Annotated in this window: 12 protein-coding genes; 6 read left to right on the forward strand and 6 right to left on the reverse strand. The window is 61.3% G+C overall.

Going from position 1 to position 12542, the window contains the following annotated elements:
* Window positions 1-10: 10 nt before the first annotated feature.
* Entirely contained in the window at window positions 11-1090 is a 1080-nt protein-coding gene (locus tag AB1J88_RS04240) for a diguanylate cyclase domain-containing protein (RefSeq protein WP_430290306.1), read from the reverse strand.
* A 163-nt stretch (window positions 1091-1253) separates the two neighbouring features.
* Here AB1J88_RS04240 and AB1J88_RS04245 point away from each other — a divergent pair, with 163 nt between their 5' ends.
* The 3 genes from AB1J88_RS04245 to dmeF all read left to right on the forward strand — a co-directional run bounded on the left by AB1J88_RS04245 (window position 1254) and on the right by dmeF (window position 3306).
* Window positions 1254-1592 (forward strand): FKBP-type peptidyl-prolyl cis-trans isomerase, encoded by a 339-nt coding sequence (locus tag AB1J88_RS04245; RefSeq protein WP_222019037.1) that lies wholly within the window; start codon window positions 1254-1256, stop codon window positions 1590-1592.
* 496 nt (window positions 1593-2088) lie between these two features.
* The gene (locus AB1J88_RS04250; protein ID WP_003223990.1) at window positions 2089-2364 is read left to right on the forward strand and encodes a metal/formaldehyde-sensitive transcriptional repressor; all 276 of its coding nucleotides are present in this window, start codon (window positions 2089-2091) and stop codon (window positions 2362-2364) included.
* A 12-nt stretch (window positions 2365-2376) separates the two neighbouring features.
* Window positions 2377-3306 carry a CDF family Co(II)/Ni(II) efflux transporter DmeF gene (gene dmeF, locus AB1J88_RS04255; protein WP_430290307.1) on the forward strand — a complete coding sequence of 310 codons (930 nt, stop codon included), beginning with the start codon at window positions 2377-2379 and terminating at the stop codon, window positions 3304-3306.
* Here the strand turns inward: dmeF and AB1J88_RS04260 are convergent.
* Window positions 3303-4406, reverse strand: a complete 1104-nt coding sequence (locus AB1J88_RS04260; RefSeq protein WP_430290308.1) for a cytochrome P450 — start codon at window positions 4404-4406, stop codon at window positions 3303-3305. The genes dmeF and AB1J88_RS04260 overlap by 4 nt on opposite strands.
* A 78-nt stretch (window positions 4407-4484) precedes the next feature.
* Here AB1J88_RS04260 and AB1J88_RS04265 point away from each other — a divergent pair, with 78 nt between their 5' ends.
* The 3 genes from AB1J88_RS04265 to AB1J88_RS04275 all read left to right on the forward strand — a co-directional run bounded on the left by AB1J88_RS04265 (window position 4485) and on the right by AB1J88_RS04275 (window position 7405).
* On the forward strand, window positions 4485-5243 hold the full coding sequence (locus AB1J88_RS04265) for an ArsR/SmtB family transcription factor (protein WP_430290309.1): 759 nt from the start codon (window positions 4485-4487) through the stop codon (window positions 5241-5243).
* Window positions 5244-5366: 123 nt separating this feature from the next.
* Window positions 5367-6587: a putative DNA modification/repair radical SAM protein gene (locus AB1J88_RS04270; protein ID WP_430290310.1), complete on the forward strand. Its 1221-nt coding sequence runs from the start codon at window positions 5367-5369 to the stop codon at window positions 6585-6587.
* Window positions 6584-7405: a TIGR03915 family putative DNA repair protein gene (locus AB1J88_RS04275; protein ID WP_430290312.1), complete on the forward strand. Its 822-nt coding sequence runs from the start codon at window positions 6584-6586 to the stop codon at window positions 7403-7405. Before AB1J88_RS04270 ends, AB1J88_RS04275 begins: the two co-directional genes overlap by 4 nt.
* Window positions 7406-7560: 155 nt before the next feature.
* Here AB1J88_RS04275 and AB1J88_RS04280 read toward each other — a convergent pair whose 3' ends face one another.
* From AB1J88_RS04280 to AB1J88_RS04295, 4 genes are all read right to left on the reverse strand, one after another.
* The gene (locus tag AB1J88_RS04280; protein ID WP_041073345.1) at window positions 7561-8580 is read right to left on the reverse strand and encodes a branched-chain amino acid aminotransferase; all 1020 of its coding nucleotides are present in this window, start codon (window positions 8578-8580) and stop codon (window positions 7561-7563) included.
* A 243-nt stretch (window positions 8581-8823) separates the two neighbouring features.
* A complete protein-coding gene (gene lpdA / locus AB1J88_RS04285) occupies window positions 8824-10197 on the reverse strand; it encodes a dihydrolipoyl dehydrogenase (RefSeq protein WP_430290313.1) in 1374 nt (457 codons plus the stop codon).
* A gap of 4 nt (window positions 10198-10201) precedes the next feature.
* A complete protein-coding gene (locus AB1J88_RS04290; protein WP_430290314.1) occupies window positions 10202-11482 on the reverse strand; it encodes a dihydrolipoamide acetyltransferase family protein in 1281 nt (426 codons plus the stop codon).
* A complete protein-coding gene (locus AB1J88_RS04295) occupies window positions 11483-12541 on the reverse strand; it encodes an alpha-ketoacid dehydrogenase subunit beta (RefSeq protein ID WP_041073339.1) in 1059 nt (352 codons plus the stop codon).
* Window position 12542 lies beyond the last annotated feature (1 nt).

A 12542-nucleotide genomic window follows, 5' to 3' on the forward strand; every position in this document is an offset into this window, starting at 1 on the left:
ATTCCCGGACTCAAAGGCCCTGGGCGTGCAGCCGCGCAGGGCTCTCGCCCCCCAACCGATACTGATTATTCCCACTGCGCTTGGCCTCATACATCGCCAGATCGGCAATGTGCAACAGCCGATCCATGGTTGGCGCATGGTCGGGAAATACCGCGACGCCAAGGCTGGTGCCGATGTGGCGCTGGTCGTTGCCGATGCTGATCGGCGGGGACAGTTCGATGAAAATTTTCTGGCAGATGCTGCGGGCTTCGTCCTGCAGGTTGAGGCTCGGGGCCAGGCCTTGCAGGATCACCACGAATTCGTCGCCGCCAATCCGTGCGACGTTGTCGGTGGCGCGCAGGATGCGTTTCAGACGCGTCGCAGTGGTGATCAGCACGCGGTCACCGGCGGCGTGACCGTAATGGTCGTTGATCGCCTTGAAACCATTGAGATCGATAAACACCAGTGCCACGCGGGTCAGGCTGCGGCGCGCCTGTTCCAGTGCTTCGGATAAACGCTCTTCAAGCACCAGGCGATTGGGCAGACCGGTCAACGGGTCGAAGTGGGCGAGGTGCTGGAGGTAGCTCGCCGAGGCTTTTTCCTCAGTAATGTCGCGCACCACACCCATCATCTTGATCACCGCATCGTGGTCGTTGCGCACCACATTGCCGGTTTCCCGCAGCCAGCGAATCGTTCCGTCGGGCCAGACCACGCGGTATTCCTCGTCGTGGTTTTCACCGGTATCCAGACAGCGCAATTCACCGTCGCGCACTCTGACGCGGTCGTCCGGGTGCACGCAGGCGCAGAACAGCGCATAAGACGGTGTGATCTCGCCGATCTTGAACCCGAACATGCCGTAGATCGCGTCCGACCAATACAGCCGGTCGGTGTCGACTTCCCAATCCCAAGTGCCGATGCGGGCGAAGTATTGGCTGCGTTTGAAACGCTCGGCGTCACCGTCCTGGTGGATGTTCTGGCGTTCGGCGGCGCGGGTCAGCAGCTCGCGGTATTCGTCCAGTTGCTGGCGCAAACCGCGCTCGCGCCAGATCAGTACGACGATCAATCCAAGCATGACAATGCCAAGGGCAAGGCTGATCCAGAGGTCAGTCATTCGGGAACTGCCAGCATGAACAATCGATCCGTGAAGTAATGGCGGTTGGCTATCTTAATGGGTTGTCAGTCACTTCGGATACAGCGCCAATCTTCGTTAATGAGTTGCGAACAGACGCCATTTCTGGGAAAACGGCGGCCAGCTGAACAATAGAGTGAATGGCATGAATGATGAACTGCAGGTAATCGATCTCCAGGTGGGCGAGGGCAAGGCCGCCGTCAAAGGCGCACTGATCACCACCCACTACACTGGCTGGCTGGAAGACGGCAGCGAATTCGACTCTTCCCACAGCCGAGGCAAACCTTTCCAGTGCGTGATTGGCACGGGCCGGGTGATCAAGGGCTGGGATCAGGGGCTGATGGGCATGCAAGTGGGCGGCAAGCGCAAACTGCTGGTGCCGGCGCATCTGGCGTACGGCGAACGAACGATGGGCAAGATTCCGCCGAATTCGAATCTGGTGTTTGAGATTGAGTTGCTGGAGGTTTTGACGCGGGAGGATTGAGGCGGGCAACCGCCGATCAATCAATTTCCATGTAACCTGTGGCGAGGGGATTTATCCCCGATGGACTGCGCAGCAGGCCTTCTTGAGGTATCGCTTCGCGATCCCCCTCGTCACGATTACTCAGGCCACCATTGCCATCGCGTCCTGCGCCCAGTGCCGATCCCGCTCATTGAGGCCCATGGCGACTTAGGCGGCGACGACGTGGGCATCTGTTTTATTGGTCATGTGAAATTCTCCTTTGCGCCGTTTTCCTTGTGGCGAGGGAGCTTGCTCCCGCTGGGTTGCGAAGCGACCCCAAGACCCATCGATCCGGATCGGATCCGGATTTCGACTGCCGTGCAACTAGCAGGTCCACCCCCTTCGCGAGCAGGCTCGCTCCCACAGTGGGAGTGAAGTCACTTTCCGTTTCCCGTTCATCCCTTGAATGCTCACCGAACTTGCGATTGCCCAAGCCATCGGCGATTATGCGCGCCATATAGGGGTAGGGGGTATAGGTATGTCGCACATTCACGAACACAAAGACGAGTTGCTCAACCGCGTGCGGCGGATTGCCGGGCAGGTGCAGGCGGTGGAGAAAGCGCTGGAAGGCGATGCCGATTGCGCCAAGACCTTGCACCTGGTGGCGGCGATTCGCGGGGCGGTCAACGGGTTGATGGAGCAGTTCATCGAGGCCCACACCCGTGAGCACGTGGCGCATCCCGACCTCACCGACGAACAGCGCGCCCAGGGCGCCGAAGATCTGTTGCAAGCCATCCGCCGTTATTCCAAATAGAGCATCCGCATCATGAGCCTGACCCCAAGCGCTGAGCGTTTCAGCCACGATCACCAGTTTCTCGGCGCATCTCACGACGAAAACGCCCGCCGCACTTTGTGGGTGGTGGCGCTGACGTTCGTGATGATGATCGGCGAGATTGCCGCCGGCTACATCACCGGCTCCATGGCCCTGCTGGCCGATGGTTTCCACATGGCGACCCATGCCGGCGCGTTGGGTATCGCCGCGGCAGCCTATGGTTTTGCCCGGCGCAATGCCAACAACCGCCGCTACAGTTTCGGCACCGGCAAAGTCGGCGATTTGGCCGGATTTGCTTCGGCGATGGTGCTGGGGCTGGTGTCGCTGGGCATTGCCGGCGAGTCGATTTTTCGTTTGTTCGAACCGACCACCGTGGCGTTTGGCGAAGCCACTGTTATTGCGATTGTCGGCTTGGGCGTAAACGTCCTCAGCGCCTTCCTGTTGATGGGCCATCACGGCCATGACCACGGCCATCAGCATGACCACGGTCATGATCATCATCACCATCACGACAACAATCTGCGCTCGGCCTACGTCCATGTGCTGGCCGATGCCCTGACCTCGGTGCTGGCGATTGCCGCGTTGCTGGCCGGGCGCTATCTCGGTTGGGTATGGCTGGACCCGGCGATGGGGATTGTCGGTTCGATTGTCATCGCGAAATGGGCGTACAACCTGATGCGCGACAGCGCTGCGGTGCTGCTCGACACCACCGACGAACCGGTTGCCGCAGAGATTCGCGAACTGCTGGAAATCTCGGACGACGTGCGCATCAGCGACCTGCATGTCTGGCAGGTCGGCCCGCAGGCGCGGGCGGCGATTGTCAGTGTGGTCGCGGCGGCGGGCGTGACGGCGGAGGCGATCCGCGAGCGGCTGGCGCCGGTGCATGAGCTTTCGCACCTGACCATTGAGCTGCGCAGCGCTTAAGGCTGCATTGCGCTGAACAGTGGAATCCGCCCATTGAGCGATGGGCGGTAATGCCACGTCAGTTGTTGCAGATTCACACCCTGATCAAGGATTTCTCTGACAGTCGCAGCGGCAATGCTCAGCGCCAGCGTCTGCCCCGGACACTGATGCCGGCCGCTGCCAAAGCTGAAACTGCGCCGGTCAGGACGATCCAGCAGAAACCGCTCGGGCTCTGCATTTAACAAGGGATCGCGGTTGGCCGAGGCCAGCAGCACCAGAATCACCTCGCCAGCCTCGAGCCGCACGCCATCGATTTCGCAAGCCTGTGCGACAAAGCGCCGAGTGTTCTGCACTGGCGGATCAACGCGCTGAACCTCGGCCAACAGTGCGTCCACAGAGGCGCCACGTAACTCGGGCTGACGTTGCAGCGCTATCAGTGCATTGCCGATCAGCCCGGCAGTCGCCTCAAATGTCTGCGAGCAGAGACCGATCAGGTTGGCGATCAGGGTTTCTTTGTCCCCTGCGAATCGCTGCTCGATAGCCTGGAGCAAATCACTGTTGGCTTCAGCCAGCAACTCGATGAAATAACCGCGCAATTGCTCAGCCGCCGCATGCGCCGCCGCCAGTTGCAGGTCATTGCTCAACGGCGACAGGCAGGCGACGAAATCCGCCGTCAGCTCACTGATCGCCCGGCCTTGCGCCGGGGTGAAGCCGAGCAGCGTCGCGACTACGCACACCGGGCCGCGAAACATCGCCTTATATAAGCCGTCCGCGTCCGCGGTCATCAGCCGTGCTGCCACCAATGCGCGTACCTGATCGTCATCGATCAACTGCAGCGCCGGTTCCATCGCAGAGCGTGGGCAGCGCTGACGTTCGCCGTCGTTCATCCGCATCAACTGCCCGAATACCTGGCCGGCCGTCCCCGAAGCAATCGCCTTGGGCACCGGTTCCTGCAGCGGCCGCACCCGACAATCGGCATGCGTCAGCACCGCACGCACCGCTCGGGCGCTGCTGGCGACCCACAGTTTCAATCCATGATCAAAGGTCAGTCCGCCCTCGGCGCGCAGTTTGGCGTAGTAAGGGTAGGGATCGGCATGCGTCGCAGCGATGATCGGGTCCATGGTTCACAACCTTGTCGTCGGGAAAGTGATGCGAGTATCTTCAGTTCGCAGCGAGGACGATTCGTCGTGGAGCGAAATATGCACGCAGAACATCAAGACATCGGCGTTTCGCAGGTGGCCGCCGCCATCGCCGAACCGGCACGCACCAAAATCCTCTGCTCGCTGATGGACGGCCACGCCCGCACCAGCACTGAATTGGCCGCCGTTGCCGAGGTCAGTGCCTCCACTGCCAGCGCGCACTTGGCCAAACTCAAGGATCTGTCGCTGGTGCGCTTGCACGTGCAGGGCCGCCATCGTTATTACAGCCTCGCTGATCAACGGGTGGCGCAGGCGCTGGAAGCGTTGATGGTGATCGGCCAGAACGCCGTGCCGAGCTTCAAGCCGCACACCCCGGATCGTCTGCAATTCGCGCGCACTTGCTATGACCATATGGCTGGCACGCTGGCGGTGTTGCTGCATGACCGTTTGCTCGCGGCGGGATGGCTGGTGGAAACCGACGAGCGGGCTTATCGCTTGAGCGAGAGTGGCGAGGCGCTATTCGTGGGTTTGGGTATTGAGGTACAGGACTTGAGTACCTTGCGCCGCAAGTTCGCTTGCCCGTGCCTGGACTGGAGCATGCGTCGGCCGCATCTGGGCGGTTCGTTGGGTGCGGCGTTGTTGCAGATGGCGTTGAAACGCAAGTGGGTGACGCAGGATCTTGATAGTCGGGCGTTGACACTGACCGTGGCGGGGCGCAAGGCAATGGGTACGCGGTTTGGTCTTGAGTTGCCGTTAGACGCGAAGGTCAAAAGATCGCAGCCTGCGGCAGCTCCTACAGTAATCGCGTACACCCGATAATTCTCGGCCCTGCCCAGTCCCTGTAGGAGCTGCCGAAGGCTGCGATCTTTTGATCCCGTTTTGCACCTTGTGCCAATCCAATAGACTCGATACTGTACACATAACCAGTATCGAGTCTCCGCCATGCAAATCATCGACAAGCTCAGCATTCTCGCCGACGCCGCCAAGTACGACGCTTCCTGCGCCAGCAGCGGTGCGCCCAAGCGCAGCTCCGAGGGCAAGAGCGGGTTGGGCTCGACCGATGGCATGGGCATCTGCCACAGCTACACGCCGGACGGTCGTTGCGTGTCGCTGCTGAAAATCCTCCTGACCAATTTCTGTCTCTACGACTGCCAATATTGCGTCAACCGCCGCTCCAGCGATGTGCCGCGCGCACGCTTCACCCCCGAGGAAGTGGTCACGCTGACCCTGGATTTCTACCGGCGCAACTGCGTCAGCGGGCTGTTTCTCAGTTCGGGGATCATCCGTTCGGCGGATTACACCATGGAGCAACTGGTACGCGTGGCAAAGCTGTTGCGCGAACAGCATGAGTTTCGCGGCTACATTCACCTCAAGACCATTCCCGAGGCCGATCCGGCATTGATCGAGGAGGCCGGGCGTTATGCCGATCGCCTCAGCGTCAATATCGAACTGCCCACCGATGCCAGCCTGCAAACCCTGGCGCCGGAGAAACAGATCGGTTCGATCAAGCAAGCGATGAAAACTATCTACACTGGCGTGCAAACGGTGCTCAACGAACCGCGATCGACGAAATTTGCCCCCGCCGGGCAAAGTACGCAAATGATCGTCGGCGCCGATGACACCGACGACAGCACGATCCTGCACAGCGCTCAGTCGCTGTATGGCAACTACCGCTTGCGCCGCGTCTACTACTCGGCCTTCAGTCCGATTCCCGACAGCCCGAAAAGCGTGCCGCTGGCCGCGCCACCGCTGATGCGCGAACACCGTCTGTATCAAGCCGATTTCCTCTTGCGCAGCTACGGCTACAACGCTGATGAGTTGCTCAAGGGGCCGGGTAATCTGGCGCTGGACATCGACCCCAAACTGGCTTGGGCGCTGCAGAATCGCGAAGTGTTTCCGCTGGACCTGAACCGCGCCGAGCCGTCGCTGATCGCCCGTATCCCGGGCATCGGCCTGCGCACCACCGAACGTCTGGTGCAATTGCGCCAGCAACGGCGCATCCGCTACGAAGATGTGGCGCGCATGCGCTGTGTGCTGGCCAAGGCCAAGCCCTTCATCATCACCAGCGACTACCACCCGCAGCAGGCCGAAGTCACCAGCCACATGCTCTATCAGCAACTGCGCGACCGGCCGCAGCCGCAGCAGATGGGATTGTGGGGATGATCAATCTCGATTGCGACGACCTGTTCGACACCTGGCGCCAACAGGCGCGCTGGCTGCTCAGCCATGAAGTCGACCCGAGTCTGGTGAGCTGGGCGTCGGAAGGGGTGAGCGATCTGTTTGCCAGTGACGTCTCGGTACCCGAGGGGCAGGGGCCGTTTCAGGCACGCATCCCCCGCGCACTGCTTGACACCCTGGAGCAAGCCGCACGCTACCGGGGCGACCAGCGCTGGAGTCTGTTGTATGAAGTGCTGTGGCGGGTCAGCCACGGCGACCGCACAGCGATGATGGCCGGCGATAAATTCGGCAGCGAGTTGCAGCGGCGCATCAAGCAGGTACACCGCGAAGCCCACCATTTGCATGCGTTCGTGCGTTTCATCGAACGCCCACAGGATCAGCCGGGCCCGCAATACGTCGCATGGCACGAGCCGGCCCACGACATCCTGCACAGCGCCAGCGAGCATTTCATCGGGCGCATGGGTCGGCATCGCTGGTTGATCGCCACCCCGCGTGACGGGGTCTATTACGATGGCGAGCAATTGATCCATCAACGCCAATGTCCGCTGGAATGGCAGCAACTGGCGCAGAACGTCGATGATCCGCATGGGGAGTTGTGGCTGACGTACTACAGCCACATCTTCAACCCGGCGCGGTTGAACGAGAAGGTCATGCAAGGGCACTTGCCGGTGCGTTTCTGGAAGAATCTGCCGGAAGGGGAGTTGATTCCCGGATTGATTACCCAGGCGCGCACGGGCAAGCAACAGAACGGGCAGGCCAGCGGGATCGCTGCGCGAGGCGGGAAGCGGATTGCGGTGAAATAGAATCAAAAGATCAAAAGATCGCAGCCTGCGGCAGCTCCTACACAGATCTCCTGTAGGAGCTGCCGCAGGCTGCGATCTTTTGATCTTGATCCTCACAACCAAAAAGCCCCCCATCAATCACTTGATGAGGGGCTTTTGTGCAACTGGCCGTCAGATCAAACCTTGACGATCCAGCCCGCTGGCGCTTCGATGTCGCCGGTCTGCACGCCAGTCAGTTCTTTGTAGAGCTTCTGGGTGACCGGGCCGACTTCGGTTTCGCTGTGGAACACGTGCAGGTGGTCGTTGTAGCTGATACCGCCGATCGGGGTGATCACCGCAGCGGTACCGCAGGCGCCGGCTTCCTTGAAGTCCGACAGCTTGTCGATCAGCACGTCGCCTTCCACCACTTCCAGGCCCAGACGGGTTTTCGCCAGTTCGATCAGCGACAGGCGGGTGATGCCTGGCAGCACGGATGGCGAGTTCGGGGTGATGAACTTGTTGTCGTGGGTGATCCCGAAGAAGTTGGCCGAACCGACTTCCTCGATTTTCTTGTGGGTCAGCGGATCCAGATAGATGGCGTCAGCGAAGTGCGCCTTCTTGGCCTGGGAGCCCGGCATCAGGCTGGCGGCGTAGTTGCCACCGACCTTGGCCGCACCGGTGCCTTGTGGCGCGGCGCGGTCGAAGCTGGAGATCTGGAAGTTGTGCGGGGTCAGGCCGCCCTTGAAGTAGGCGCCGACCGGGATCGCGAATACCGAGAAGATGAACTCTGGCGCGGTGCGCACGCCGATGTTGTCACCCACGCCGATCACGAACGGACGCAGGTACAACGCGCCGCCGGTGCCGTATGGCGGGATGAAGCGCTCGTTGGCGCGAACCACTTGCTTGCAAGCCTCGATGAACTGCTCGGTGGACACGTGCGGCATCAGCAGGCGGGCACAGCTGCGCTGCATGCGCGCGGCGTTCTGGTCGGGACGGAACAGGTTGATCGAGCCGTCCTTGCAACGATAAGCCTTCAGGCCTTCGAAGCACTGCTGGCCATAGTGAAGGGCCGTCGAGCCTTCGCTGATGTGCAGCACGTTGTCTTCGGTCAGGGTGCCTTTGTCCCACTCGCCATTGCGAAAGTACGACAGATAGCGTTTGTCGGTCTTGATGTAGTCAAAACCCAGCTTGTCCCAATTGATGCTTTCGTTACCCATGACACCCTCTATCACTGAACAACCGTCGAAACGGTTCAAGGCTTCTGACGTTTTTTTGGATGGGCACAACAATACTTCATTCTGGAGCGGTTTCGCAGCCCGGACGATGGGGGGAAAAGCAGATTTATTAGCCTGCTTATGAAAAATCCTTGTCCATCGCTGGAAAGATCGCAGCCTGCGGCAGCTCCTACAGAATCGGCAACCCCCCTGTAGGAGCTGCCGCAGGCTGCGATCTTTTGATCTTTAAAGGTGCAACGCATGCCCCAACGCACGCAACGCCGCTTCCTGCACCGCTTCACCCAGAGTTGGATGCGCATGGATGGTGCCGCCGATATCCTCCAGGCGCGCGCCCATTTCCAGGCTTTGCGCAAACGCGGTCGACAATTCGGAAACACCTGCTCCGACCGCCTGCCAGCCGACAATGACATGATTGTCGCGACGCGCGACCACGCGCACGAAGCCGCTTTTCGATTCCAGGGTCATCGCCCGGCCATTGGCGGCGAACGGGAAGCTGGAAACGATGCAGTCCAGCCCGGCAGCCTTGGCCTCGTCCGGGGTCTGGCCGACCACCACCAGTTCCGGGTCGGTGAAGCACACGGCGGCGATGGCGGTCGGGTTGAATTCGCGGTGCTTGCCGCTGATCAGTTCGGCGACCATTTCGCCCTGGGCCATGGCGCGGTGCGCGAGCATCGGTTCGCCGCTCAGGTCGCCGATGGCGTAGACGTTGCGCATGCTGGTCTGGCAGCGGTTGTCGATCTTGATCGCCGAGCCGTTCATGTCCAGATTCAGCGCTTCGAGGTTCCAGCCCTGCGTATTCGGCTTGCGACCGACTGCCACCAGCACCTGATTGGTTTCCAGATTGAGGGTGTCGCCGTTCGGGTCACGCACCTGCAAGGTGCCGTCGAAACCCAGCACGCTGTGTTTGAGATAGAGCTTCACGCCCAGTTGTTTCAGCGCTTCGTGCACCGGTTGCGTCAGCTCGGCGTCATAGGCCGGCAGGATGCGATCCTGCGCCTCGACCACGCTGACTTCGGCGCCGAGCTTGCGGTAAGCAATGCCCAGCTCCAGACCGATATAACCGCCGCCCACCACCACCAGACGTTTGGGCACGGACTTCGGTGCCAGCGCTTCGGTGGAGGAGATGATCGGCCCGCCGATTGGCAGGATCGGCAGGTTGACGCTGGTCGAACCGGTGGCCAGCACCAGGTGCTCGCACTGAATGCGCGTGTCGCCGACTTCCACGGTTTTGCCATCGATGACCTTGGCCCAGCCATGGATGACCTGGACCTTGTTCTTTTTCAGCAGCGCGGCGACGCCGGTGGTCAGGCGATCAACGATGCCGTCCTTCCACTCGACGCTCTTGTTGATGTCGAGGGTCGGCGCGGAAACGCTGATGCCCAGTGCCGAATGCTGGTTGTGGTGTTGAGTCTGGTGAAACTGCTCGGCTACATGAATCAGCGCTTTTGACGGAATGCAGCCGATGTTCAAGCAGGTGCCGCCCAGCGCTTGGCCCTCGACCAGAATCGTCGAAATGCCCAGTTGTCCGGCGCGAATCGCCGTGACGTAGCCGCCGGGGCCGCCGCCGATGATCAGCAGCGTGGTGTTCAAGGTTTGCATGGCGTCACTCCACAAACAGGGTCGCGGGTTGTTCGAGCAGACCACGAATGGCCTGGATGAAGAGCGCCGCGTCCATGCCATCGACCACGCGGTGATCGAAGGAACTGGAGAGGTTCATCATCTTGCGGATCACCACCTGGCCTTTGACGACCATTGGCCGTTCGACGATTTTGTTCACGCCGACGATCGCCACTTCCGGCAGGTTCAGCACCGGGGTGCTGACGATGCCGCCCAACGCACCGAGGCTGGTCAGGGTGATGGTCGAGCCGGACAGCTCATCGCGGCTGGCCTTGCCATTGCGTGCGGCATTGGCCAGACGCGAGATTTCCGCGGCGCTGTCCCACAGGCTGCGCGCTTCGGCGTGACGTACCACCGGCACCATCAGGCCCACATCGCTTTGCGTGGCGACACCGACATGCACTGCGCCGAGGCGGGTGATGACCTGGGCTTCGTCGTCGTAACGGGCGTTCATCTGCGGGAAGTCACGCAGGGCGACGACCAGGGCGCGAACAAGGAACGGCAGCAAGGTCAACTTGCCCCGGCTGGCACCGTGTTTTTCATTCAGATGCGCGCGCAGTTCTTCGATGGCGGTGACGTCGATTTCCTCGACGTAGCTGAAGTGCGCGGCACGCCGAGTGGCGTCCTGCATGCGCTGGGCAATCTTGCGGCGCATGCCGATAACCTGAATCTGTTCTTCATCGTGACGCTGGGCGTACGCGGCAGCTGCCGGCGCCGAAGCGTTCGACTGACCTTGCGCCAAATAAGCGTCGAGGTCTTCGTGCAGCACACGACCGGCCGGGCCGGTGCCGCGTACCAGACGCAGCTGAATGCCCAGATCCAGCGCATGTTTGCGCACGGCCGGCGAAGCCAGCGGACGTTCATCAGCCTCGCGGGCAACCATCGGGCCTTGGCAAACCGGTGCGGAACGCGGCGCAGCAGCGGCGGCAGGTTTGCTCTCGACTGCGGCTTCAACTTTCGGCGCAGCAGGCGGCTCTTTCGCAGCAACCGGTGCTGGTGCGGCTGACTCTTTCAGATTCCCGGCACCTTCCACTTCGATGCTGATCAGCACACTGCCGACCGCCATCACTTCCCCTGGTTGACCGCCGAGCGCAATGACCTTTCCGTGTACCGGCGAGGGAATATCGACCATTGCCTTGTCGGTCATCACGTCCGCCAGCACCTGGTCTTCAACCACCAGATCGCCAACCTTGACGTGCCACTGCGACAGCTCTACTTCTGCGATGCCTTCGCCGATGTCCGGCATCTTGATAACGTGCGTGCCCATTCAGACCTCCATGACCCGTTTCAACGCCGCGCCCACTCGGGACGGCCCTGGGAAATACGCCCACTCTTGCGCGTGCGGGTAGGGGGTGTCCCAACCGGTGACGCGTTCGATCGGCGCTTCCAGGTGATGGAAGCAATGCTCTTGCACCAGCGCTACCAACTCGGCGCCGAAACCGCAGGTGCGGGTGGCTTCGTGCACCACCACGCAACGACCGGTTTTTTTCACCGATTTGACGATGGTGTCCAGGTCCAGCGGCCACAGGCTGCGCAGGTCGATGACTTCGGCATCGACGCCGGATTCTTCGGCAGCCACTTGCGACACGTAAACGGTAGTGCCGTAGGTCAGCACGGTCACGTCCTTGCCCGGACGGGTGATCGCGGCGACGTCCAGCGGTACGGTGTAGTAACCGTCCGGCACCTGGGCTTGCGGGTGTTTCGACCACGGGGTCACCGGGCGGTCGTGGTGGCCGTCGAACGGGCCGTTGTACAGGCGTTTTGGCTCGAGGAAGATCACCGGGTCATCGTTTTCGATCGAGGCGATCAGCAGGCCTTTGGCGTCGTACGGGTTGGACGGCATGACCGTGCGCAGGCCGCAGACCTGAGTGAACATCGCCTCGATGCTCTGGCTGTGGGTCTGACCGCCGTAGATCCCGCCGCCGCATGGCATGCGCAGGGTCATCGGCGCGGTGAACTCGCCGGCAGAGCGATAACGCAGGCGCGCCGCTTCGGAAATGATCTGGTCGGAAGCCGGGTAGACGTAGTCGGCGAACTGGATCTCGGCCACCGGACGCAGTCCATAAGCGCCCATGCCCACGGCGACACCGACGATGCCGCTCTCGGAGATCGGCGCGTCGAATACCCGCGAGGTGCCGTACTTGGTCTGCAGGCCTTCGGTGCAACGGAACACGCCGCCGAAGTAGCCGACGTCCTGCCCGAACACCACCACATTGTCGTCACGCTCAAGCATCACATCCATGGCCGAGCGCAGGGCCTGGATCATGGTCATGGTGGTCGTGGTCATGGCGGTTTCCAACTGAATATTGTTGTTGTGATCGTTCATG

The sequence above is a fragment of the Pseudomonas sp. S8 genome (assembly GCF_050473925.1).
Lineage (GTDB): Bacteria > Pseudomonadota > Gammaproteobacteria > Pseudomonadales > Pseudomonadaceae > Aquipseudomonas > Aquipseudomonas parakoreensis.

Excerpts from the sequence above, each read along its gene's own strand:
- AB1J88_RS04240 (WP_430290306.1), bottom strand. The coding sequence starts at position 1,090 with ATGACTGACCTCTGGATCAGCCTTGCCCTTGGCATTGTCATGCTTGGA.
- AB1J88_RS04245 (WP_222019037.1), top strand. The coding sequence starts at position 1,254 with ATGAATGATGAACTGCAGGTAATCGATCTCCAGGTGGGCGAGGGCAAG.
- AB1J88_RS04250 (WP_003223990.1), top strand. The coding sequence starts at position 2,089 with ATGTCGCACATTCACGAACACAAAGACGAGTTGCTCAACCGCGTGCGG.
- dmeF (WP_430290307.1), top strand. The coding sequence starts at position 2,377 with ATGAGCCTGACCCCAAGCGCTGAGCGTTTCAGCCACGATCACCAGTTT.
- AB1J88_RS04260 (WP_430290308.1), bottom strand. The coding sequence starts at position 4,406 with ATGGACCCGATCATCGCTGCGACGCATGCCGATCCCTACCCTTACTAC.
- AB1J88_RS04265 (WP_430290309.1), top strand. The coding sequence starts at position 4,485 with ATGCACGCAGAACATCAAGACATCGGCGTTTCGCAGGTGGCCGCCGCC.
- AB1J88_RS04270 (WP_430290310.1), top strand. The coding sequence starts at position 5,367 with ATGCAAATCATCGACAAGCTCAGCATTCTCGCCGACGCCGCCAAGTAC.
- AB1J88_RS04275 (WP_430290312.1), top strand. The coding sequence starts at position 6,584 with ATGATCAATCTCGATTGCGACGACCTGTTCGACACCTGGCGCCAACAG.
- AB1J88_RS04280 (WP_041073345.1), bottom strand. The coding sequence starts at position 8,580 with ATGGGTAACGAAAGCATCAATTGGGACAAGCTGGGTTTTGACTACATC.
- lpdA (WP_430290313.1), bottom strand. The coding sequence starts at position 10,197 with ATGCAAACCTTGAACACCACGCTGCTGATCATCGGCGGCGGCCCCGGC.
- AB1J88_RS04290 (WP_430290314.1), bottom strand. The coding sequence starts at position 11,482 with ATGGGCACGCACGTTATCAAGATGCCGGACATCGGCGAAGGCATCGCA.
- AB1J88_RS04295 (WP_041073339.1), bottom strand. The coding sequence starts at position 12,541 with ATGAACGATCACAACAACAATATTCAGTTGGAAACCGCCATGACCACG.